The organism is Clostridium sp. D53t1_180928_C8 (genome assembly GCF_015667795.1).
Classification (GTDB): domain Bacteria; phylum Bacillota; class Clostridia; order Clostridiales; family Clostridiaceae; genus Clostridium.
Map to the genome: position 1 here is coordinate 59,350 of NZ_JADPEL010000011.1, position 21,547 is coordinate 80,896.

General features: G+C 26.6%; 23 protein-coding genes and 1 riboswitch. Of the genes, 6 read left to right on the top strand and 17 right to left on the bottom strand.

Annotation, left to right across the window (positions count from 1 at the left end):
* Position 1 precedes the first annotated feature (1 nt).
* The 8 genes from I4V51_RS09510 to metA all read right to left on the bottom strand — a co-directional run bounded on the left by I4V51_RS09510 (position 2) and on the right by metA (position 8,825).
* Positions 2-682 carry an NAD(P)-dependent oxidoreductase gene (locus I4V51_RS09510; protein WP_195988202.1) on the bottom strand — a complete coding sequence of 227 codons (681 nt, stop codon included), beginning with the start codon at positions 680-682 and terminating at the stop codon, positions 2-4.
* Positions 643-1,845: a glutamyl-tRNA reductase gene (gene hemA / locus I4V51_RS09515; RefSeq protein WP_195988203.1), complete on the bottom strand. Its 1,203-nt coding sequence runs from the start codon at positions 1,843-1,845 to the stop codon at positions 643-645. The genes I4V51_RS09510 and hemA overlap by 40 nt, the downstream gene beginning before the upstream one ends.
* A gap of 205 nt (positions 1,846-2,050) precedes the next feature.
* A complete protein-coding gene (locus tag I4V51_RS09520) occupies positions 2,051-2,323 on the bottom strand; it encodes a hypothetical protein (protein ID WP_195988204.1) in 273 nt (90 codons plus the stop codon).
* A 312-nt stretch (positions 2,324-2,635) separates the two neighbouring features.
* Positions 2,636-3,505 (bottom strand): YitT family protein, encoded by an 870-nt coding sequence (locus tag I4V51_RS09525; protein WP_195988205.1) that lies wholly within the window; start codon positions 3,503-3,505, stop codon positions 2,636-2,638.
* A gap of 117 nt (positions 3,506-3,622) precedes the next feature.
* A complete protein-coding gene (locus tag I4V51_RS09530) occupies positions 3,623-4,384 on the bottom strand; it encodes a hypothetical protein (RefSeq protein WP_195988206.1) in 762 nt (253 codons plus the stop codon).
* Between the two features lie 199 nt (positions 4,385-4,583).
* Positions 4,584-5,081, bottom strand: a complete 498-nt coding sequence (nrdG, locus tag I4V51_RS09535) for an anaerobic ribonucleoside-triphosphate reductase activating protein (protein WP_195988207.1) — start codon at positions 5,079-5,081, stop codon at positions 4,584-4,586.
* A 58-nt stretch (positions 5,082-5,139) separates the two neighbouring features.
* Entirely contained in the window at positions 5,140-7,263 is a 2,124-nt protein-coding gene (nrdD, locus tag I4V51_RS09540) for an anaerobic ribonucleoside-triphosphate reductase (RefSeq protein WP_195988208.1), read from the bottom strand.
* Positions 7,264-7,910: 647 nt separating this feature from the next.
* Complete coding sequence (metA, locus tag I4V51_RS09545; protein WP_195988209.1) at positions 7,911-8,825, bottom strand: homoserine O-succinyltransferase; 915 nt, start codon at positions 8,823-8,825, stop codon at positions 7,911-7,913.
* Positions 8,826-8,951: 126 nt separating this feature from the next.
* Positions 8,952-9,053: riboswitch (purine riboswitch) on the top strand.
* A gap of 39 nt (positions 9,054-9,092) precedes the next feature.
* On the opposite strand from metA, the gene ade reads away from it, so the two are divergent.
* Positions 9,093-10,841: an adenine deaminase gene (gene ade, locus I4V51_RS09550; protein ID WP_195988210.1), complete on the top strand. Its 1,749-nt coding sequence runs from the start codon at positions 9,093-9,095 to the stop codon at positions 10,839-10,841.
* 45 nt (positions 10,842-10,886) lie between these two features.
* Entirely contained in the window at positions 10,887-11,381 is a 495-nt protein-coding gene (locus I4V51_RS09555; protein WP_195988211.1) for a VTT domain-containing protein, read from the top strand.
* Positions 11,382-11,433: 52 nt separating this feature from the next.
* On the opposite strand, the gene yidA is transcribed toward I4V51_RS09555, so the two are convergent.
* From yidA to I4V51_RS09575, 4 genes are all read right to left on the bottom strand, one after another.
* A complete protein-coding gene (gene yidA / locus I4V51_RS09560) occupies positions 11,434-12,240 on the bottom strand; it encodes a sugar-phosphatase (protein WP_195988212.1) in 807 nt (268 codons plus the stop codon).
* A gap of 116 nt (positions 12,241-12,356) precedes the next feature.
* Positions 12,357-12,626, bottom strand: coding sequence for an ATP cone domain-containing protein (locus tag I4V51_RS09565; RefSeq protein WP_195988213.1), 270 nt, complete (start codon positions 12,624-12,626; stop codon positions 12,357-12,359).
* A gap of 91 nt (positions 12,627-12,717) precedes the next feature.
* On the bottom strand, positions 12,718-12,999 hold the full coding sequence (locus I4V51_RS09570; protein WP_195988214.1) for an ATP cone domain-containing protein: 282 nt from the start codon (positions 12,997-12,999) through the stop codon (positions 12,718-12,720).
* A gap of 56 nt (positions 13,000-13,055) precedes the next feature.
* On the bottom strand, positions 13,056-13,481 hold the full coding sequence (locus I4V51_RS09575) for a hypothetical protein (protein ID WP_195988215.1): 426 nt from the start codon (positions 13,479-13,481) through the stop codon (positions 13,056-13,058).
* 97 nt (positions 13,482-13,578) lie between these two features.
* Here I4V51_RS09575 and I4V51_RS09580 point away from each other — a divergent pair, with 97 nt between their 5' ends.
* On the top strand, positions 13,579-14,091 hold the full coding sequence (locus tag I4V51_RS09580; protein WP_195988216.1) for a L,D-transpeptidase: 513 nt from the start codon (positions 13,579-13,581) through the stop codon (positions 14,089-14,091).
* A gap of 292 nt (positions 14,092-14,383) precedes the next feature.
* Here the strand turns inward: I4V51_RS09580 and I4V51_RS09585 are convergent, their stop codons facing one another.
* Both I4V51_RS09585 and I4V51_RS21385 read right to left on the bottom strand, forming a co-directional pair.
* On the bottom strand, positions 14,384-15,043 hold the full coding sequence (locus tag I4V51_RS09585) for a peptidylprolyl isomerase (protein WP_195988217.1): 660 nt from the start codon (positions 15,041-15,043) through the stop codon (positions 14,384-14,386).
* Positions 15,044-15,154: 111 nt separating this feature from the next.
* On the bottom strand, positions 15,155-15,289 hold the full coding sequence (locus I4V51_RS21385; protein WP_260458116.1) for a clostri-philic family protein: 135 nt from the start codon (positions 15,287-15,289) through the stop codon (positions 15,155-15,157).
* Between the two features lie 123 nt (positions 15,290-15,412).
* Here I4V51_RS21385 and I4V51_RS09590 point away from each other — a divergent pair, with 123 nt between their 5' ends.
* Positions 15,413-16,777, top strand: coding sequence for an MATE family efflux transporter (locus I4V51_RS09590; protein ID WP_195988218.1), 1,365 nt, complete (start codon positions 15,413-15,415; stop codon positions 16,775-16,777).
* Between the two features lie 69 nt (positions 16,778-16,846).
* Here I4V51_RS09590 and I4V51_RS09595 read toward each other — a convergent pair whose 3' ends face one another.
* On the bottom strand, positions 16,847-17,263 hold the full coding sequence (locus I4V51_RS09595; RefSeq protein ID WP_195988219.1) for a DUF3785 family protein: 417 nt from the start codon (positions 17,261-17,263) through the stop codon (positions 16,847-16,849).
* Between the two features lie 187 nt (positions 17,264-17,450).
* Between I4V51_RS09595 and I4V51_RS09600 the strand changes: the two genes are divergently transcribed.
* Entirely contained in the window at positions 17,451-18,050 is a 600-nt protein-coding gene (locus I4V51_RS09600; RefSeq protein WP_207745937.1) for a hypothetical protein, read from the top strand.
* Positions 18,051-18,091: 41 nt separating this feature from the next.
* On the opposite strand, the gene I4V51_RS09605 is transcribed toward I4V51_RS09600, so the two are convergent.
* Entirely contained in the window at positions 18,092-19,186 is a 1,095-nt protein-coding gene (locus tag I4V51_RS09605; RefSeq protein ID WP_195988220.1) for an iron-containing alcohol dehydrogenase family protein, read from the bottom strand.
* Between the two features lie 122 nt (positions 19,187-19,308).
* Here I4V51_RS09605 and I4V51_RS09610 point away from each other — a divergent pair, with 122 nt between their 5' ends.
* A complete protein-coding gene (locus I4V51_RS09610; protein ID WP_195988221.1) occupies positions 19,309-19,806 on the top strand; it encodes a ferritin family protein in 498 nt (165 codons plus the stop codon).
* A gap of 262 nt (positions 19,807-20,068) precedes the next feature.
* Here I4V51_RS09610 and I4V51_RS09615 read toward each other — a convergent pair whose 3' ends face one another.
* Positions 20,069-21,370 carry a homoserine dehydrogenase gene (locus I4V51_RS09615; protein ID WP_195988222.1) on the bottom strand — a complete coding sequence of 434 codons (1,302 nt, stop codon included), beginning with the start codon at positions 21,368-21,370 and terminating at the stop codon, positions 20,069-20,071.
* Between the last annotated feature and the right edge of the window lie 177 nt (positions 21,371-21,547).

Genomic DNA, 21,547 nt, shown 5'->3' on the forward strand with positions numbered 1-21,547 from the left:
TTTATTCTTCCTTTCCTAGTGACTTTATCTTACTTACTATATCATCATTATAAAATAACCTAAATACTTCTAAAATTTTATTTTTGCTATAAAAAAATTTACAATCACTAGAGTTTATAAATTTTAATAAATCATCTTTTATTTCTTTATCTAATGTTAAATAATTTCTTATTTTACCTGTTAGATTTATATACTCATCAAATTCTTGAAGAGATTCAGTAATTGAATCTGCTACCATAACCGACCCTCTTGGGTTTCCTACTTTAGTATTAACTGCTACCGTAATAAATTCACTTTCTCTAGTAACAGGTATTACCCCCATACCTTCTTTAAATTTTGATGAATTTATATATATTTTAAATAACTCTTCACAATCCGCCTTTATTCTATTAATTACACTTTCATCATCAATGGCAATTATTATTAAATGTTTATCTAATATAAAGTCTTTATTATAACTTCCCTTTATAAGTTTTACTTTATTTTCATTAAATTTATAAAAATCCGCTAAAAAGTCTAAGGATAAAACTTCTATATTACTACCTTTATTATAAAAGTTCCTTACTTTAATTAATGCGCCTCTTCCTGCCCCTATTACTCCAATTCTAATCTTTTCTCCAAAAAGCGTTATAGGTGCATAATTTAACTCTCCATGAATATTTTCTTTAAAATATTCAGACATTCATTTTCACGTCCTTTTAACTTTTCTTCCTTTAACAGTTTTATAGCTCTATTTATATAATAATCCGATGTGCTTTTTATTAAAGTTGTAGCCAAATCAATATCTCTATCATCCTTACATTTATGTTCAAAAGACTTAACTCTACTTTCTACAACGCTATTTCCTGTAGTTTTCATTTCATGTATATAATATGTAACTTCTCTAATATTTAACCAATCTTTATATTCATTTAGATACCTATCAATTAGAAACTTATATTCATTCATCTTTTCATTTCTTAGCTTTCTATTATTTCCATCTAATTTACTTATTGTATCTATATCTAGTAAAGTTGTTCTTTTATTTTCAGCTAAAGATTCTTCAATATCTCTTGGAAGAGCTAAATCTATTAACATAATTTCTTTTCCATATTTACTTATATATTCATCTTTAATAACAACATGTGGAGCTGCAGTACAGCTTATAACTGCATCTATATCATTAATAACTTCTTTATATTCATTAAAATCTAATATTTCTACTCTATTATCATTTAAATCTGGAACTTTACTCTTATTTCTTACGACAATAAATATTTTTTTAAATTTACTGCCCAATGCATATTTAACAACTAAACTTCCTATTGTACCATATCCTAATACCATAATACTGTTTGCCCCAAAGCTTTCGGCTTCATTTACTGCAATAGATGATGCTGAAACTGGTATCTCATATAACTTACTTTCTGTCCTAAACCTTTTTCCACAGCTTATTGCCTCTTCAAATAACCGTAAAAGCTTGGTATGTATAGCTTTATGCTCTAAACTTAATTCATAAGCTGATTTTACTTGACCTAATATCTGATCCTCACCTAATATTTTAGAATGAAATCCACAAACAACTTCTAATAAGTGTTTAGCTACAGCTATACCTCCAAGATAAAAAGTATACTCTATAAGCGAAATATCCCAATCCAATATTTCAAATATATTTCTTATTTCACTTTCAGTTCCTAAACAACCTGAAATATAAATTTCGGTTCTATTACATGTACTTATTATTACTACTTCTTCATATATTTTATTTAATTCTTCTATTGCCTTAGACTGCCTACTTAACGTAATAGCAAATCTCTCTCTTATCTTTATATCAACATTTTTTCTTATCCCTATAAGACCTAACACCTAATCACCACATTTCTAAGCTATATTTCATTATAATATCACAAAATTTTTTAATAAAAAAGTTAAGGAAGCTTAGCCCCTTAACTTTTTTATTATAATACTAATTTAACTTTTATTCACTATTTTATTCCATTAATCTTTTTAATGAATCTTATTACTTTTTATAATAAACCATCTTCCCGCCTCTGTAAACGTTTAAAAATTTTTATATATTGCTTACCTTTTCAACTATTATAACTTCTCCAAAAAATTTATTACTTACTATAGTTCGTCCCACTCGAAAATTTGAATTTGCATTTTCTATAATGCTCTTTATTTTAAAGCTATCAGTACATTCACTTGATAAAATTCCTCTCTTAGCACCCGCTTCTATTAACATACATCTATACTTTTCTATATAATCTTCAAGCAAATCTCTTCTATAAATTTTTCCTTCTTTTAAAGAACCATACCTTATTACTTCTTCTACACCTTTCACAATGATCCCTCCTAAACCTGATTTTTAAATTACAGTATTTATATTAATTAACCTTATTTAATTTTGAATCATCCCGCTTTAATAAAAAATAAATTATATAGATTTTATAAGTCAACCTTATTATTAGCACTTTTAGATTACTTATATATTTTTTTATTTATCTATATAAATTAAATTTTCATTATTATATTAGGATATTATACTATATTCAACATTATAATTAGTTATGTATACTTTTAATTAAAATACTTATTAATTAACACTATAAAAAAAGGCATTTATGTACTACTACATAAATACCTTTATAATTCTTTAAAGCCTTTTCTCAAAATTTCCTGTAACATTTAATCCTTCATTAAATATAATAAATGCTTTAGGATCTTTTTCTAAAACTATTCTTTTTAATTGATTTATTTCATATTTAGAAATTACAGTTACTAATATCTTAGTTTCTTCACCAGTATAAGCGCCTTCACCCTTCCAGCAAGTTACCCCCCTTGCCATCTCATTCATTATTCTAAGCTCAATATTTTTCTTCTTAGTAAAAATCATAGCAGTAGTATTTATATTCTGATAATGAATTTTATCTACTATTAATGAAAAGAATGTTGTATAAATAACTGAATATATTGCAGTAGGTAATTCAAATAAAATTGCACAAACTCCATAAATTATAGCATTTATTATTATTCCTAACTTTCCTACACTAAAGTTCTTATATTTTTGTGTAAAATATACCCCTAATATATCTATTCCTCCACCAGATCCTCCAGCTTTTAATGTTATTCCTATTCCTGCTCCTGTTATTATTCCTCCAATAAGACATGCTGCAAGCTGATCATCTATTATTGGTAATGTAGGAATTTTAATTACAGTAAAGAATATAGTTTGAGCAATTACGCTTACTACAGTTCTTATAAAAAACTTTTTAGATATACTTTTATAAGCTATAAGTAATAATGGTATGTTTATAATAAAATTAATTACACCTGCTATTTCAAAATTTTTAAGTGCTGGAATATACTCAACAACAATAGTTCTTATTATTTGAGCTACACCTACCACTCCACCATTATATAACCCTAAAGGTGATATAAATGTATTTATTCCAAAGCAAAATAATAATGCTCCTATAATTATTACCCCATACTCCTTAACCTTCTTAACTTCTTGCTTCTCCATATTTAATCCCCCAATTATGTCTAAAAATATCCATAAATAGTTTATAACAAACTAGAGATTATTTCCATATAGTATTTATAGATTTTATTACATAATTATTAGTAAATTAACTTTTACTTATATCTTTTTTCTATTTTTAAAATATAATATTGTCACTATTATTAATATTATTGCAAAAATTACTGCTATACTTATATTAATAAAATTTGGCACTTTAAAACTTAACATCATATTATTATTTTGATTTAATTTACTTATTGTATATGAATAATCAATAGTTTTTTTATTAATTATTTTAGATGCATTACTCTCTATTATTTTTACGGGCATAGTTATTGATAAATCAATTGGTATTTCTCCAACAATATTTGCTACATTCTTACCAATTAAAGAAGCTAAACTAGTACCTAAATAGCTGTTAATATTATTATTAATAGCATTACTAATTTCATTTACTAAATCCTTTTTTAAACTAATTGTTATTTTATAAGTATCTAGAAACAATCCCTTATCTTTATTAGCCTCAACATTTACATACTCATTACTCATTGCTGATAAATCATTTATTTTAACTTTGTTAGTAGTTGTTACTACAACTTCTTCAACATTTAACTCTCCATCTTTTGATTTTGTTATTTCTCCAAATTCTATATTATCTTGTGATGTTTTATTAACTTCTTCAATTGCATAAGATAATAAATTATTTTCAACTAATTTGTTAATATTATTATCATAATATAATCTTAAAGTTGTACTAGTAGTACCATCTATGTTAACATCCGTACTGCTACTTATTTTTACATTATCACATCCTATTAACATAAAAATAGTAATTAAACTCATGATTAAAATTAATATATATTTTTTTAATCTCTTCATTTCTAAGCCCTTCTTTCCATTTTTTCACATTCTATTTTATCACTTTTCTCTATTTTTGTAGATGATTATATCTATAATAAATTTAAAGTATAATTACTTATATCCTTAAGTCAGCTAAAGATGAAATTAAATCAGCCATAGTAAATAGTATTTAATAAAATACTATTTACTATGGCTGATTTAATCAATTAATTTTATATTATAATATTTCAACTATATTTCCTTGTTCTAATGTTTTTTTCACATCTATAACTCTTTGATTAGCTGATCCTCTATATTTAAGCATTATATCCTTTTTATCACTTTCAAACTTGCCATCTATTAAAACATCTATTTCTTTTAAAATTTCTAACCTTTTAGGGTTTTCTATAATTTCTTCATATTTATATCCAGACCATAACCATATAGGCTTATTAGTTTCTGATTTTATTCTTTTTAAAAGATTTAATAAGGTATTATCCATTATTTGCTGCATAGGCTCTCCACCTAATATATTTACGCCTTTAATTTGACGTGATTTAGTATACTCTATGAATTCATCTTCTGTTTCTTTAGTAAACTCATTTCCATAATTAAAATCTTGTTGTTCTTTATTAAAGCATCCTTCACAATTATGAGTACATCCACTTACAAAAAGTGTTGTACGTACCCCTGGTCCGTTTGTAACATCTAATTTTCTAATTTTAGCATAATTCATTTTAAACACCCCATTTAAAATTAAGAAGTTAAGATTTCTCTTAACTTCTTAAAACATTTTATAAATGAAGAACTCTGTCTCCAATTTCTGCTGTTCTTCCCTTATTCCAATAGCTAGAACCTATATATCCACAAGTTCTACGCATAACTTGTAATTCTGATTCATCATCATTCCCACATGATGGACAGTGCCAAGTTAAGCTTTCTTTATCTAATTTCATTTCTCCATTAAATCCACACTTATAACAAAGGTCAGATTTAGTATTTATTTCTGCATATTGAATATTGTGATAAATAAAGTTAATTATATCTTCAACAGCTTCAACATTTTTATTCATATCTGGTACTTCTATATAAGAAATACAACCACCACTACTTATGCTATGGAATTGTGATTCAAATTTAAGCTTTCTGAATGCATCAATTTCTTCACATACATGAACATGATATGAGTTTGTATAATATAATCTATCAGTTACATTTGGTATTTCTCCAAATCTTGCTTTATCTATTCTACAGAATCTATATATAAGTGATTCAGCTGGAGTACCATATAGCCCAAATCCTAATCCAGTTTCTTTTTTCCATTCATCACATTTTTCTTTCATATGATTCATAACTTCTACAGCAAATTTTTCTCCATCTTCTGAAGTATGAGTCACTCCAAGCATAGCCTGAACCATTTCCGCTATACCAACATATCCAAGTGAAAGAGTAGAATATCCGTCTTTTAATAACTTATCTATCTTTTCACCTTTTTCAAGTCTTGCTATAGCACCATGTTGCCAATGTATTGGACTTGAATCTGAAGTTACTCCTAGCAACATTTTGTGTCTAGTTAATAATGCATTTTTACAAAGTTCTAATCTTTGATCTAGCATCTCCCAAAACATTTCCATATCTCTATCTGCTATTATAGCAATTTGTGGTAAATTAAGGCTAACCACACCCTGGTTAAATCTACCATACCACTTATAATTTCCTTCTCCATCTTTCCATGGGCTTAAGTGTGATCTACATCCCATTGGTGGGAAAGTATTTCCTTCATAATTTTCTCTCATTATCTTAGCACTTTGATAATCTGGAACTAATCTCTTAGCTGTACATTTAGCTGCAAGCTTAGTTATATAATCATATCTGCCACCTTCAAGACAATTATGTTCATCTAAAACATAAACTAATTTTGGGAATGCTTCTCCAATTTCTTGACCTTTGTAGTTTTTCATCCCTTCAAGTCTTTGTCTTATCATTTCCTCACAAATCATGGCCATTTCTTCTTCATAAGGATGACCTTCCTCTATTTCTAGATAAATTGTAGAAAAAGGTGCCTGACCATTAGTCGTTTGCAATGTAGATAATTGATATCTTATAGTTTGAACGCCATCTCTAAGCTCCTTCATCTTCATATCTTTGGCTAACTTATTAGCAAGTTCTTCATCATTAAGCATTTCCATATAGTGTTTAAATGCTTTTTCTTCAGTTACTTTAAGATACTTTGCTAAATGCTTAATAGTAATACTTTGCCCACCATATTGATTAGATGAAACTTGAGCTATAATTTGTGTAGCTACTGTACAAGCTGTTCCAAAGCTTTTTGGCTCTTCAACCAATTTTTCATTTATAACAGTTCCATTAACAAACATATCTTCTAAGTTTATCAAGCAACAGTTAAACATTGGTGATATAGTATAATCCATGTCATGCCAATGAATTGCCCCTTCATCATGTGCTTGAACTATGTGAGCAGGAATAAGCTTTCTTCTTGCAATATCTTTAGATACTTCCCCTGCAATTAAGTCTCTTTGAGTTGCAGATACAACAGGATTTTTATTTGAATTTTCCTTCATTACATCTTCATTCTTTTTACTTAGTAATTCTAATATACTATCATCTGTAGTGTTAGTATTTCTCTTAAACTCTTGTACAGCTCTATAACCTTCGTATGCTCTTGCCGTTTCAGCTTGTCCGTAATGAACTAATCTATCATATACGTAGCTTTCAATTTTATAAATAGTCGCAATGTCGTCTTGTTTACTAAAATATTTTTCTGCATCATTAGCTATTAGTCTTGCTATATCCGGCAATAATATTCCACTTCCATTCTTCATAGACTTGGTAATCGCTTCCCTTATCTTACTCTTATCAAATTCTACTGTACTTCCATCCCTTTTAATAACTTTCAATAATACCACTCCCTAAACTTCAGTATATTTTAAATACTCACTATCAATTAAATAAGTCATTAATTTAAAGGCTAATTATACACTAATCGATATTTATTTTCATAACATACCGAAGGTGATTATATTAAATAATCTTTAAAATTTATGTTTTTTTACTATTTTTCTTTAAATTAATGCTTAATTTAATTTATATTATGCAATTAAATTTTCTGATAATTTACACAAAAAAATAGTGCTTATATTAATACTATCCTCTTAAATACACAACATATTGTACTACCTTTTCAATTTAAACACAATATATTGTTTTTCTTATTTTTAAGGATTTATTGTATTTTTTCTTACAAGCACTTTAAATATCTTTAGATTTTATAGTTTTTCCTATATTATCCTTTTTTGCTTTTTTATTCATAAACCTTAGCAACTTTTTTCATTATACTACATAAAAACTAAAAAAACACGACTTGAAATTTATCTTAATATATGCTTTTAATACTTAAATATATTAGTAGTACAAATTATTATTTTATTTATAAAATAATAAAAAGGTGGGGTTAACCTCACCTTTCACCAAATACTAATAAGAAAAAACCTCTTCATTTTCAGTAATTTAATTTCATGTATTTCTCTTAAAATACTATTTATAACTACAATTTACCTAAGTCATACGGAGTATTTTGATATACACAATAATTTAACCAATTACTAAAAACTACATTAGCACTTCCTCTCCATGTAACCATGGGTTCTCTATTTGAATCATTATCAGGAAAATAATTTTTAGGCATGTCTATTCCTAACCCTTTATTAACATCCCTAAAATACTCATCACTTAATGTATTTCTTTCATATTCTAAATGGCCACTAACAAAAATTTGTCTTCTATTTTTATTGGCTACTATAAATACTCCGGCTTCTTCGGATTCTGATAAAATATCAAGTTCAGAAACCTTTTCTATATCTTCTCTTCTTACTTCAGTATGTCTAGAATGTGGAGCATAAAACACATCATCTAACCCCCTCGTAAGATCAGCCGTTGTATCATTTATATAATGCTTAAATACACCAAACATTTTTTTATCTAATTGGTATTTAGGAATTCCATAATGATAATTTAATCCAGCCTGTGCTCCCCAACAAATATGCAAAGTAGAAAATACATTGCTCTTACTCCACTCCATTATTTCTTTTAACTCATTCCAATACATAACATCTTCAAACTCTAACTGCTCAACTGGTGCCCCTGTAATTACTAATCCATCAAATCTATCTTCCTTTATATCATTAAAAAAGCTATAAAACCTTTCCATATGTTCAAAAGATGTATGTGTGGATCTATAACTTTCAGTTTGTAGCAGTTTTATTTCCACTTGAAGTGGTGTATTAGATAAATACCTAAGTAATTGATTTTCAGTTTGAATTTTTTTGGGCATTAAATTTAATATTGCAATTTTTAATGGTCTTATATCTTGTTTCCCTGCTCTTTCATTATTCATTACAAATATATTCTCATCAGATAAAACCTTAAATGCAGGTAAATCTCTTGGAATTTTTATTGGCATAGCATCCCCCCCTTACATACATATTAAATCATATTTTTTACAAATTTAGAATATTTATTATTAATATTAATCTTTGTAGATTTTTAATTTCCACAAATTCTCTTTGACACTAAAAACTAATAATCATATAATGATAAAAATAACCTTCGTATAAGCTCGAAAATATGGTTTGAGCGTCTCTACTATATCACCGTAAATGATATAACTATGAAGAAAAAAATCCACGAAGGTTAATTGTATTATTGTTTGTAAAGGTGGATTAATTAAATGAATAAAGAGGTTCTTATTGATAATATTAAAGCAGCTAATAAAAATATTCCTTGTGATTTAGTTGTTAAAAACATTTCTGTAATTGATGTATTTCAATGCAATTCTTTTATATGCGATGTAGCTGTAAAAAATGGATTCATCGTTGGTCTTGGCGAATATACTGGAAAAATAGAAATTGATGGTACCGGTAAGTTTATCTGTCCAGGTTTAATTGATTCTCATGCTCATATAGAATCATCTATGCTTACTCCTAATGAGTATTATAAAACTGCATTATTACATGGTGTTACATCGTTAATTACAGATCCACATGAAATAGCAAATGTTATGGGACAAGCTGGAATTGAATTTATGATAAATTCCTCTAAAAATCTTCCATTTGATTTTTATTTTATGCTTCCTTCTTGTGTCCCATCTACATCATTTGAAAATTCAGGTGCAATACTAAATAGTAATGATTTAAAACCATTCTACTCAAACTCAAATGTGTTAGGTCTTGCTGAAGTTATGGACTATCCTTCTGTTGCAAACTGCAATGATGACATGATAAATAAACTTTACGATGCAATATCAAATAATTGTATAATAGATGGACATGGTGCTGGATTAACAGAGCATAAAGTTAATGTATATTCAACAGCAAATATTAAAACCGATCATGAATGTACAACCTATACTGATTTAGTTGACAGAGTTCGTCGTGGAATATATGTATTAATGAGAGAAGGAACAGTTGCAAAAAATTTAAATAATTTAATTAAAGGTGCTTCCATATTTAATAGTAGACGTCTTTGCTTATGTACTGATGATAAGCATATTGATGATTTAGCTAAAAACGGTAGTATAGATACTTCTATTAAAATGTGCATAGAAAATGGACTTGCTCCTGAAATTGCAATTCAAATGGCAACCTTAAATACTGCTGAATGTTATAAATTAAATAATAAGGGTGCTATAGCTCCTTCATATATCGCAGATTTTATTATTCTTGATAATCTTGAAGAATTTAAAATTAACTCTGTATATAAAAATGGTAAATTAGTAGTATCTAATAATAAACTTATAGATGCTGTAAGTAACTCTAATAATTCTACATCACTTAAGTCTTTAAATAATTCTATTAAATTACCTAAGCTTACAAAAGATCTTCTTAAAATAGATATAAAAAACAAATCAATATTAAATGTTATAGAGCTAATACCAAATAAATTAGAAAGTAACCATTTAAGACTTGATATAAAGAAATTAAACCTTAACGAAGAATTTGTTAGCGGTACAACAAGTGATAATTTATTAAAAATAGCTGTTATAGAACGTCATAAAAATACTGGAAATGTAGGTCTTGGAGTTTTAAAGGGATTGGATATTAAATCTGGAGCTATTGCAACAACTATAGCCCATGATTCTCATAACTTAATTGTTTGTGGTACTAATGATAGTGATATGTTATTTGCAATTGAGGAATTAAAAAATATTAATGGTGGAATAATTATTGTTAAGGATGGAATTATTTTAGCCTCTATCTCTTTAGAAATAGGTGGAATAATAACTTCTAGAAAATCTAATGAGGTTATTTCTGACTTAAACAAATTACATTACGCCTTAAAGATTATAGCTCCTGATATTACATTTAATCCATTTTTATCATTATCATTTTTATCATTACCTGTAATACCAGATATCAAAATTACAGATAAGGGCCTATTTAATGTCAAAAGTTTCAGTTTTATAAATGTATGTGAGTAGTTATATGATATAATATTCTTAAATTTTACTTGAAGGAGAAAACTAATGAATATAGAAGAAGTACTGTCCATACTAAGTAATCATAGTATATTTATTATTTTTATAATAATGTTTTTAGAATCATTAAATTTAAGTGGTATTCCCTCTACTATTCTATTACCATCTATAGGTATTTTTATAACTATAAATGACCTTAACTTTTTTAATGTATTTTTATTAACTATTTCTGCTTCAATTTTAGGTAATATTCTTTTCTACTTAATAGCTTATAAGTTCGGAAGTAAACTGTATGATTATCTTTACAATAAATTTCCTAAGCTTCAAAAAGCTTTTAATAAGACAATGGAAATATCTCAGAAATATGGGAATAAAGCTTGTTTAATAGGAAGATTTATTCCTCCTGTAAGAAGTTTTATTTCTCTTATAGCTGGAATATTTAAGATAAAATTTAAGGAATTCTTTTTTTATTCTTCTATAGGAATTTTTATGTGGGATTTAATTCTTATACTTGTAGGCTACTTAATACCAATTCCATATTAATTATAAAATAAAAGTCTGCTTTATAGCAGACTTTTATTTTATAATTAATATTTTATTTAAGTACAAACTTTTCTATTGCTGTTGCAACTCCATCTTCATCATTCGAATCCGTAATATAATTTGCAGCTTCTTTTACTTCATCAAATGCATTAGCCATTGCAACACCCATACCAGCATATACTATCATATCAAGATCATTTCCAGCATCACCAAAAGTCATTATTTCTTCTTGCTTTATTCCTAAATGCTTTGCTAATAATTCAACACCAGTTCCCTTATTTACAGCCTTATTTAAAAACTCTAAAAAGTATGGTGTACTTCTAACAACAGTATATTTTTCATAAACCTCTTTTGGTAAATTATCTACAGCTTTTTGTAAAACTTCTGGCTCATCAATCATCATAACCTTAACTATAGAATGATCATCCTCTATTTCTGAATAATCATTTATTCCTATATTTATACCATTTATGTTTGCTTCCACTTCTGTGTACTTACTATTTTTAGGAGTTATTAATCCATGTACTTCTGAAAAGGCATGAATATTAACACCTAATTCCTTACTTAGATTATGTAAATAATGTAAATCTGTTCCTGTTAATACTACTTTAGAAATCACTTCTCTACTTTTAGTTTTTAAAACTAGTCCACCATTATAGCTTAATACGCAATCATTTTCTCCAAACATGTCAAGCTCTTCTAAATATCTTGTTACTCCATCAATTGGTCTACCTGTTGCAATTACAACATGAACACCTTTATCTTTCGCAGCTTTTATAGCTTTTTTTGTTCTTTCCGAAACTGACTTATCGCTTTTAAGAAGTGTTCCATCCATATCAATTGCTATTAATTTATACATAAACTCCTCCACCATTCCTTACAATAAAATTCTGTTTTATTATAACATATAATTGAATTATATCATCATAAAAATACTAACTTTCTATTGTACGATGAGGATATATAAGTATAAATTTATTTTTTATATCCAACAAATGAACTAATTACATCATCAAATCCATCTCTAGCTAATATACTTATAACTATTCCTGTAATTTCATAACTTGATGTATTGTACTCTTCTCCTCTAATTCTCTTAATACAACTCACCACATCTTCTACTATTATTTTTACATCTGACTCATTTAATAATGACTTTTGATCTCTTGTTGAGTTTAATATGCTGACTTCAATTTTTTTTGGATCTAATTCCTGTAATCTTCCGTCTTTTTTTATTACTTTCATTTATTACACCTCCTATAATATTATTATCAAAAAAATAGATTGTAACTCATAATAGAAATTAAAAATTAATATTATAAGCTACAAACTATTTTTATCTGACATTCTTGCTCTTATTTCCTAGATAAGACATTGCGATATCATTAAATCCATCCTTATTAAGAGTTTCTATGATTATTGCAAAAATTTCATACGTTGATGTAATCCCATCATTACCTCTTATTCCTTGTAATACTTTTACCACGCTATTACTAATTACCTTTAAATCAGATTCATTTATTATTGTATCGCTATCTATGGATGCACCTAATATACTACTTCTTATTTTAATAATTTCTAAATTTTCTATTCTACCATCCTTTTTTATTACTTTCATAAACACACCCCCATATAAAAAAATTATACACTATCATAGAATTTTTTTAAACGATTTCACGATTTATTCACAATAAATTCTATTAATTTATTATATGTTTTTATCGTCTCATCTTTACTAAAGGACATATATATTTTTTTATCCTTGCAACTAATTTTTATAAAAGGCCCTTCCAGATTTTCTTTATACACATATGCGTCTTCTCCATTATCAAGTTTATATAAACCAATATAACATTCTAATCCACCTTTTAATTTTTTTATACTTTTAGGCATATCATCTAACAATTCAATTTCTAGTACTTCATACCTATATATTGTCATTGAAGACATTCCAATTATTTTTATTTTTTCGTCCTTTATAATTAATTTGTTTCCCATTGAAACTACTATCGAAATAATTATTAAAATTGAAACTATTGCACTAAAGGTACTTGTAACTATTCTCCAATTATTATCTTTTTGACTTTTTCTATTGTTCATAAAAAACTAATCCCTCCTTAAATAAATATTATTACATTTAACATTTATTTTTTATAACCGTAAAATATACTATAAAACTTTTTTGGGAGTATATTTTATGAAGTTTATATCTAAAGTTAGAAATTTATATCACTCATCACGTCAAAATCTAACAATTGTATCAGATACATTAAAAACCCCTAGTTCTTATACTAATGATGTTTTAGAGAAAATAAACAAAAGTGATTTTTCCAGTAAAACTAAATATTTTATATGGGTTGATACTGAAAACTTTAAAACAAATATATTTAAAGGTACTACTCATTATTGGGATTTAGAAAATAGCTTTATTTGTACTGTAGGAAGACCTAGTTCTCCTACTATAAAAGGTATTTTTTATGCAGGACCTAAAGGGTATTCTTTTGGAGAAGCTCGTGGTTTTAGATGTCTATATTATACACAAATAAAAGATAATTATTTATTTCATTCAATTCCTTATAATTTAGATGGTAGTATAAGAGATTCTCGTTTAGGTATGAGATTAACTGATGGTTGTGTAAGACTTGCTACAAAGCATGCAAAATGGATTTATTATAATGTCCCTTCTGGAAGCACTATATTTATAAGCTAGATACTTTTCAGTATACTTGAATAAAAGTGCGAATTAAAGCTTAAGTCTGCAATTTAAGCCGAATTTTTCTAAAGTTAACGACTCCTGCTACAAATTTATAGCAGGAGTCGTTAACTTTAAGTCGGGGAAATAAGAAAAATAGTGAAGAAGATTTTACTGTTTGACGCGCTAGCTAGTTTAAAATCTTTAGTAAATTTTACGGAATTAATTATATAAATTCAAAGCGAAAATTTCACCACTTACCGGAAAAGTAATATTCCATTTTTCATTCTCACTGTAGTTCGCAGTTTATTTAGTTTACCTTTTCTGGTTCTTTATAGTTTACACCTTTTGTATCAACTGTAATGCTTTCAATTACTACATCATTTAAAGGCTTATCATTTCTATCTGTTTCAGCTGAATTAATAGCTTCTACTACATCCATACCTTCAGTTACCTTTCCAAAAGCAGCGTATTCACCATCAAGATGTTTTGCAGTATCTGCCATTATGAAAAATTGACTTCCTGCTGAATCTGGATCTCCTGATCTTGCCATTGATAAAACACCAGCTGTATGTTTTAAATCATTGTTTGTATAACCATTTTTGCTAAATTCACCTTTAATTGAATATCCTGGACCACCTGTTCCTATTCCATCCGGATCTCCGCCTTGATTCATAAACCCTTTAATTACTCTATGAAATATTAATCCATCATAAAAACCTGAATTAGCTAGAGATATAAAATTATTAACTGTATTTGGAGCTTTATCTGGATATAATTCTGCTTTTATAGTTCCAAAATCTTTAACTACAATTGTTGCTATTGGTAATTCTCCTGGTGATTCTACAGTTGTACCTACAACCTCATTATTATCATTATTTGTAGTTTTCTTATCTGTGCACCCTACAATTCCAATAATCATAGCACTTATTCCAATTAATATAACCCCTTTTTTAAAAATTCTTTTCATGAATATTTCCTCCCTGTAAACTTTATCATTATTATGATATCAAAAAAGAGCCTAACTCTCAAGTTAAGCTCTTTAAATATAAATTTATGTAGTATTGTAGGAGAATTTGATTTAAAGAGGTTCTCCATCAAAACTTTTATATTGACTAGGATTTTTGTCATTCCCTACATTATCTTGATTTTGATGAAGTTTTTGTCTTCTCTCTCCTTTTTGATATTTTTTATCCTTTAATTTATCAGTACTCATATATAAGACACGCTCCCTTCTATATTATTTTCTACCAAACCTCTATATATAATTCTTAAAAATAAATTCTTTATTTGATAAACCTTTTAATATCGGTTATATTTTTACATAGGAGTGATTATTATGAAAAATTCTAAAGACAAACTATTAAAAAGAAGTTATTTTAAAAATTTAATTCCATCTATTACTGCTATGTGGGTTTATTCAATTTATACCATTATTGATGGTATCTTTGTGGGAAGAGGTGTTGGTGCTACTGCTTTAGCTGGTGTAAATTTATCAATGCCATTTATTAATCTTATATTTGCCTCTTCAATATTTTTTGCAACTGGTACTTCTACATTAGTATCTATTCATTTAGGCAAAAAAGAACTAAAAAAAGCTCGAGAAATATTTTCTTATAATCTACTAATTATGCTCGTCTTTTCGTTTATTCTTTTAATTTTTACATTATTATTTATGGACAATATAGCATATTTTCTTGGTGCTACTGAAAATACCTTTACAATAGTAAGAGATTATTTAAGTATAATTGTATTATTCAATGTATTTTTTATAGTTTCCTATTGTTTAGAAGTTTTAACTAAGGCTGATGGCTTTCCTCATCTTGCAATTATAGGCGTTATTATTTCTGCTATTACAAATATAATATTAGATTATATTTTTGTAATAAAGTTAGGACTTGGCGTAAAAGGAGCTGCTATTGCCACTGGAATCTCACAAATAGCATCTTTCTTATTTTTTGCTAGTCATTTTTTACGAAAAAAATCAACATTAAAATTAGTAAAATTCAAGCCAACATTTAATATTCTAAAAAGAATTATTAAGATAGGTTTTCCAGATGGAGTAACAGAATTAACATCTGGAATAGTGATTTTAATTTTTAATCAATGTATATTACTAGTTATAGGTGAAAATGGTATTATTACATATAGCATAATTTGCTATGTATCTACCTTAGTTCTTATGACTATGATAGGTTCCACTCAAGGTGTTCAACCTTTATGTAGTTATTATTACGGAAAAAAAGATATAAATTCAATTAAATATTTACTTAAACTTTCATTTAAAATAATTACCTTAATTTCTTTAACTATTTTTATATTATGTTTAATATTTTCTCCAAAAATAGTTAGCTTATTTATTACTGATGGAAGTTCTAAATTAATAAGAGATTCTATATTAGCCTTTAGATTATATTCTACATCATTTCTATTATTAGGCTTTAATATTTTATGCTCTGGCTTTTGTGTTTCAATTGAAAAACCACTATTTGCAACTATAATATCTTTATCAAGAGGCTTCATATTAATAATTATTTCATTGGTTCTTTGTATATTATTATTGGGAGGAAAAGGAATTTGGATATCCCCTCTTATCTGCGAAATTGGATGTTTATTTATTTCTTTTTTATGTACAAGAAAATCATTTAATTCAATATTAAATACTAATATAGACTGTACCATAAATAAAGAAAATATCATATAATAGTATTTTTTTCATAAAAACTTAAGGCTAGTTATATATTATTAATAATATATAACTAGCCTTTTTTTACTAAACTTCAAATTCTTCAATTTCTATAGAATAACTTCCACAGTGCTTACAAACATTTATCATTACAATATAACTATTATCTATTTTTCTACTTTTCATTAATCTTTTAAAAGATAGACCTTCATACTCTTTATCTAAAGTACTTACTACATATTCTTGATTTTTAGTATATATGTAAAAATTAAATCCTAAAAAATCAAAAAACTTTTTCTTTTCTTCCACACCTTCATTGCAGTTTTCACATGGAAAATCAAAAAATGCCTTTATAAATTCAACATTTTCACTATTATGTAATATTTCTATTATTCTCTTCTCATCTATACCTTTAATTGGATTTTCTTCATCATTAACAAAATAATCAAGATTATCTTCATTTAAAATATATTCTTTATCAGCAAAAGTAAATTTAAATTCCATTTAAATTATCTTCCTTTCCATTTTGCAAAATTTTCTTTTATTGCTTTATTGTACATAATAACACACGACTATTAATAAATAAAGTTATTTAATTAAAACTTTATTTGAATTTTGTTAAAAAATTATTAACAGTTACATAAATTTAGTGTAAAATAAGGAGTATAAAATAAAAGGTGGGGATTTAAATTTGAATAATAGAGATATATACATAGTTTTATCTAGAACTGGAACTATGTTTTCTAACATAATTGCACTTTTTACACAAAAAGAATACTCTCATGTATCTTTATCTCTTGATAGTTCCTTCACTCAAATGTTTTCATTCGGTCGCAAAATTCCAAGTAAAGTTTTACCGGCTGGTCTTGTTGAAGAAAATTTATATGATGGAGTGTTCGCTATGTATCCAAATAGCAGGTGCTTAGTATATAAAATTAATATTACTGAAGAACAATTTCAATTTTTACAAAACGAAATTAATAAATTTTTTGAAAATAAAGATGACTATAAATATAGTGTTCTTGGAACCGTGACAGCATATTTCAATAAACCTCATAAAAGAGAATATTATTATTTCTGTTCTCAATTTGTAGCTGAACTATTAATAAATAGTGGTATCTATAAAACGGACAAGCGTCCTGAAGTAATTAAACCTATGGATTTATTAGAAATAGAAAATAAAACTTTTGTTTATGAAGGTCTTATAAATGAGGAAAATGCTCTTGAAAACAGCTTTAACTTATTTAGCTATCAAAGATTATATAAAGTAATATCTAGATTAATACCTTAAATAAAAAAACCTCTATTTAAGAGGTTTTTTTATTTTATTTACTAAGAAAGGCTATTTTTATAAATATTATATATTTCTTCATATGTTATTTCTTCTGTATGATTTTTTAATTTAGCTTTATTATTCCACATACCATCAGTATATTCTTTTATTTCTTCATTAGATATTTTTATATCTACTTTTATCAATTTTTCTAATATATTATCTAATTCTTCCCAAGAAGATAATCCTAAGTATTTCCATATATTATTTACTTTTTCTTTATCCTTAAAAACCTTTAAATACTCTCTATATAAACATCCATTTGCAATTCCATGAGGTAGCCCCTTAAAATAAGTTAAACTATATCCCATGCCATGTGGTAAACTAGTTCCTGTTTGTGCAATTACCATCCCAGCTATAGTAGACGCAATCATAAATTTTTCTCTTACTTCAAAAGTGAAACTTTTACTTAATAAAGAATCTATACATTCTCCCCATAACTTTAATGCCTTTTCAACTAAAGCATCAGTAAAGAAATTTGCATTTACATTTAAATATCCCTCTACTAAATGTGATAAAGCATCAATCGCAGTATTTATAGTTGTTTCTAAATTCATATTTCTCATATAACTTGCATCTAATAAAGCTAATTTAGGAAATACACTTTGCCCTAAATTCCTCTTTGTCTTTTCTCTATGTACAGTTACAATAGAGTATTGAGTTGTTTCACTTCCTGTTCCAGCAGTAGTTGGAACTGCAATCACATCTATAGCTTCTAAGGCTTTATCTGTTAACACTGTATCCTTAGTTAAGTCAGGATTCTTTATCATGACAGCTATAGCTTTAGATGCATCTAGAGGTGATCCACCACCAATTCCAATTACAAAATTAACATCATTTTTTTTACCTAATAATGCTCCTTCTTCAATAGTCTCTAATGATGGATTTTCTTCTATTTCATCAAAAACTATATAATCTATATTTGATAACTCTAATGATTTCTTTACATCATCTAAAGAACCATTAGCCTTAGATGAATGTCTTCCTGTAACTATTAATGCTTTATTTCCATATTCTTTTAATATATCTGAACTATCAACAACTATATTTTTTCCCATTAATACTTTAGTTGGCATATAAAAATTTATATTCATATTTTATTTTCCTTCCTACTAAAAAATTTGTTATTTATTAATTTATCTATTTACTTAGCACTTATATCCTTTAATTCATAATATATAATAATATACTACTATTAATTTTAAGGAGCTTACAAATGTATTCAGTTAATCTTCCTTATCCTGAAGTTAAAGTTAAAGAAAAAAATCCTAATTATATTGATTTAATATTACTTAATTATGCTAGTAATGTTTCTGAATTTGATGCTATAGCACAATATACTTATCATCAAATAGCATTAACTTATAAAAATAAAGAAATCTCTGAAACTATAAGAGGTATTTCTATCGTTGAAATGCATCATCTAGAATTACTTGGAGAAATAATACTTCTATTAGGTGGTGAACCTGGTTATTGGATTAACAATAAAAAGAAAAATTATTGGTCTGGTAAATTAGTAGATTATAATACTTCATCAATTAAAGATATTCTCACTATAGATATTCAAGATGAAAAGGCTGCTATTAAACAATATAAAGAAACTATAACTAAAATTTATGATGAAGATATAAATGCTGTACTTAAAAGAATTATCCTTGATGAAGAATTCCACATTCAACTTCTAGTTAGTCTCTACTCTAAATATGTAAAATAGAAATAAACTGCAAACTACAGTGAGAACGAAAAATGGAATATTACTTTTCCCGGAATCGGTGAAATTTTTACTTTGAATTTATATAATTGATTCTAGATGTTAATTTCAATACTTTCCTCTAAGTTAATATTTCATTTTTTCTCTTGACTGTTTTCTTAGTTAGACGACTTATATTTAACGACTCCTGCTACAAATTTGTTTGAGAAGTCGTTAACTTTAGAAGGGCTAGCTTAAATTGCAGACTTAATCTTTATTTCGCAGTTTAGTTAAACTCTTCTATTCTTATTATATTTTCTACTTCTTTTACAGTTCTTAAATCATATAATTTCTCTATAGAATCATTTATTAAAGCTTCCTTAGTTCTATGTGTTATTAAAACTAAAGTAACTTCTAGATTTTCATCATGCTTTCTTCCCTTTTGAATAAGAGATTTTAAGCTTACTCTATTTGAACCAAAAATAGTAGTTATTTGCCCTAATACACCTGGCTTATCTTCAACTGTTACTCTTATATAATATCTGCTTTCTACATCATTAATATCTTTAACTTCTTTTTCCCACAAGTTATTTCTAATAATTGGGTTTTCATTTTTAATATCTATATTTCTTCTTAAAATAGCAATTATATCACTTACAACAGCACTTCCTGTTGGCATATCACCTGCTCCTCTACCATAGAACATTAAATCTCCAACAGCATTTCCATTTATAAATATTGCATTAAAAGAATCATAAACATTAGCAAGTGGATGTGTTTCTGGAATCATAGTTGGATGAACTCTTAACTCAATTTTTCCATCTTTATCTTTAGCAATAGCTAATAGCTTAATTGACATTCCAAAATCGCTTGCATATTTCATGTCTATTGGTTTTATCTTAGTTATTCCTTCTCTATATACATCCTTAATATCTACTTTTGTTCCAAATGCTAATGAAGCAAGTATTGCAAGCTTATATTGAGCATCATATCCTTCAATATCTGATGTTGGATCTGCTTCTGCATACCCCTTTTCCTTAGCTTCTTGTAATACATAATCAAACTCTAATTGTTCAAGCTCCATTTTGCTTAATATATAGTTAGTTGTTCCATTAACTATTCCATATAACTCATTTATCTTATTTGCAGTTAAATTTTCATTAATACCATTAATTATTGGTATTCCTCCTGCAACACTAGCTTCATATTGGAACATAACTCCCATTTCTTCAGCCTTTTCAAATACTTCATTACCTTCAGTTGCAAGTAACATCTTATTTGCAGTAACTATATGTTTTTTAGCCTCCATAGCTTTTAACATATATTCTCTTGCTGGCTCTATTCCTCCCATTACTTCAACTACAATCTTTATAGAATCATCATTTAATATTTCTTCAAAATTTGTAGTTAAAATATCTTCTGAGACATCTACACCTCTACCTTTTTTTAAATCTCTTACTAAAATCTTAGAAATTTCAATTTCATAACCTGATCTTTTAATAATCTCTTCTTTATTTTGGTGTAATATTTTATATACACCTCTCCCTACATTTCCTAGTCCTAACAATGCAATTTTTATTTTTTTCATTAAATGATCCCCCTTTTTGTTTTATATCCCCAAAATTAATATATATTTCATTATAATATATTTCTTCAATTTTCCATATATTATTTTATTAAATTAACTAAAAAATATCACATAGTTTTTAAAACTACATCTTGCATTATGATAAAATGGATGGTATTATATTTATATAGTTTGATT

What these genes read in the sequence shown, in the direction of transcription:
- I4V51_RS09510 (WP_195988202.1), bottom strand. Translation starts at nt 682, where the DNA reads ATGTCTGAATATTTTAAAGAAAATATTCATGGAGAGTTAAATTATGCA.
- I4V51_RS09525 (WP_195988205.1), bottom strand. Translation starts at nt 3,505, where the DNA reads ATGGAGAAGCAAGAAGTTAAGAAGGTTAAGGAGTATGGGGTAATAATT.
- I4V51_RS09530 (WP_195988206.1), bottom strand. Translation starts at nt 4,384, where the DNA reads ATGAAGAGATTAAAAAAATATATATTAATTTTAATCATGAGTTTAATT.
- nrdG (WP_195988207.1), bottom strand. Translation starts at nt 5,081, where the DNA reads ATGAATTATGCTAAAATTAGAAAATTAGATGTTACAAACGGACCAGGG.
- metA (WP_195988209.1), bottom strand. Translation starts at nt 8,825, where the DNA reads ATGCCAATAAAAATTCCAAGAGATTTACCTGCATTTAAGGTTTTATCT.
- ade (WP_195988210.1), top strand. Translation starts at nt 9,093, where the DNA reads ATGAATAAAGAGGTTCTTATTGATAATATTAAAGCAGCTAATAAAAAT.
- I4V51_RS09555 (WP_195988211.1), top strand. Translation starts at nt 10,887, where the DNA reads ATGAATATAGAAGAAGTACTGTCCATACTAAGTAATCATAGTATATTT.
- yidA (WP_195988212.1), bottom strand. Translation starts at nt 12,240, where the DNA reads ATGTATAAATTAATAGCAATTGATATGGATGGAACACTTCTTAAAAGC.
- I4V51_RS09565 (WP_195988213.1), bottom strand. Translation starts at nt 12,626, where the DNA reads ATGAAAGTAATAAAAAAAGACGGAAGATTACAGGAATTAGATCCAAAA.
- I4V51_RS09570 (WP_195988214.1), bottom strand. Translation starts at nt 12,999, where the DNA reads ATGAAAGTAATAAAAAAGGATGGTAGAATAGAAAATTTAGAAATTATT.
- I4V51_RS09575 (WP_195988215.1), bottom strand. Translation starts at nt 13,481, where the DNA reads ATGAACAATAGAAAAAGTCAAAAAGATAATAATTGGAGAATAGTTACA.
- I4V51_RS09580 (WP_195988216.1), top strand. Translation starts at nt 13,579, where the DNA reads ATGAAGTTTATATCTAAAGTTAGAAATTTATATCACTCATCACGTCAA.
- I4V51_RS09585 (WP_195988217.1), bottom strand. Translation starts at nt 15,043, where the DNA reads ATGAAAAGAATTTTTAAAAAAGGGGTTATATTAATTGGAATAAGTGCT.
- I4V51_RS21385 (WP_260458116.1), bottom strand. Translation starts at nt 15,289, where the DNA reads ATGAGTACTGATAAATTAAAGGATAAAAAATATCAAAAAGGAGAGAGA.
- I4V51_RS09590 (WP_195988218.1), top strand. Translation starts at nt 15,413, where the DNA reads ATGAAAAATTCTAAAGACAAACTATTAAAAAGAAGTTATTTTAAAAAT.
- I4V51_RS09595 (WP_195988219.1), bottom strand. Translation starts at nt 17,263, where the DNA reads ATGGAATTTAAATTTACTTTTGCTGATAAAGAATATATTTTAAATGAA.
- I4V51_RS09605 (WP_195988220.1), bottom strand. Translation starts at nt 19,186, where the DNA reads ATGAATATAAATTTTTATATGCCAACTAAAGTATTAATGGGAAAAAAT.
- I4V51_RS09610 (WP_195988221.1), top strand. Translation starts at nt 19,309, where the DNA reads ATGTATTCAGTTAATCTTCCTTATCCTGAAGTTAAAGTTAAAGAAAAA.
- I4V51_RS09615 (WP_195988222.1), bottom strand. Translation starts at nt 21,370, where the DNA reads ATGAAAAAAATAAAAATTGCATTGTTAGGACTAGGAAATGTAGGGAGA.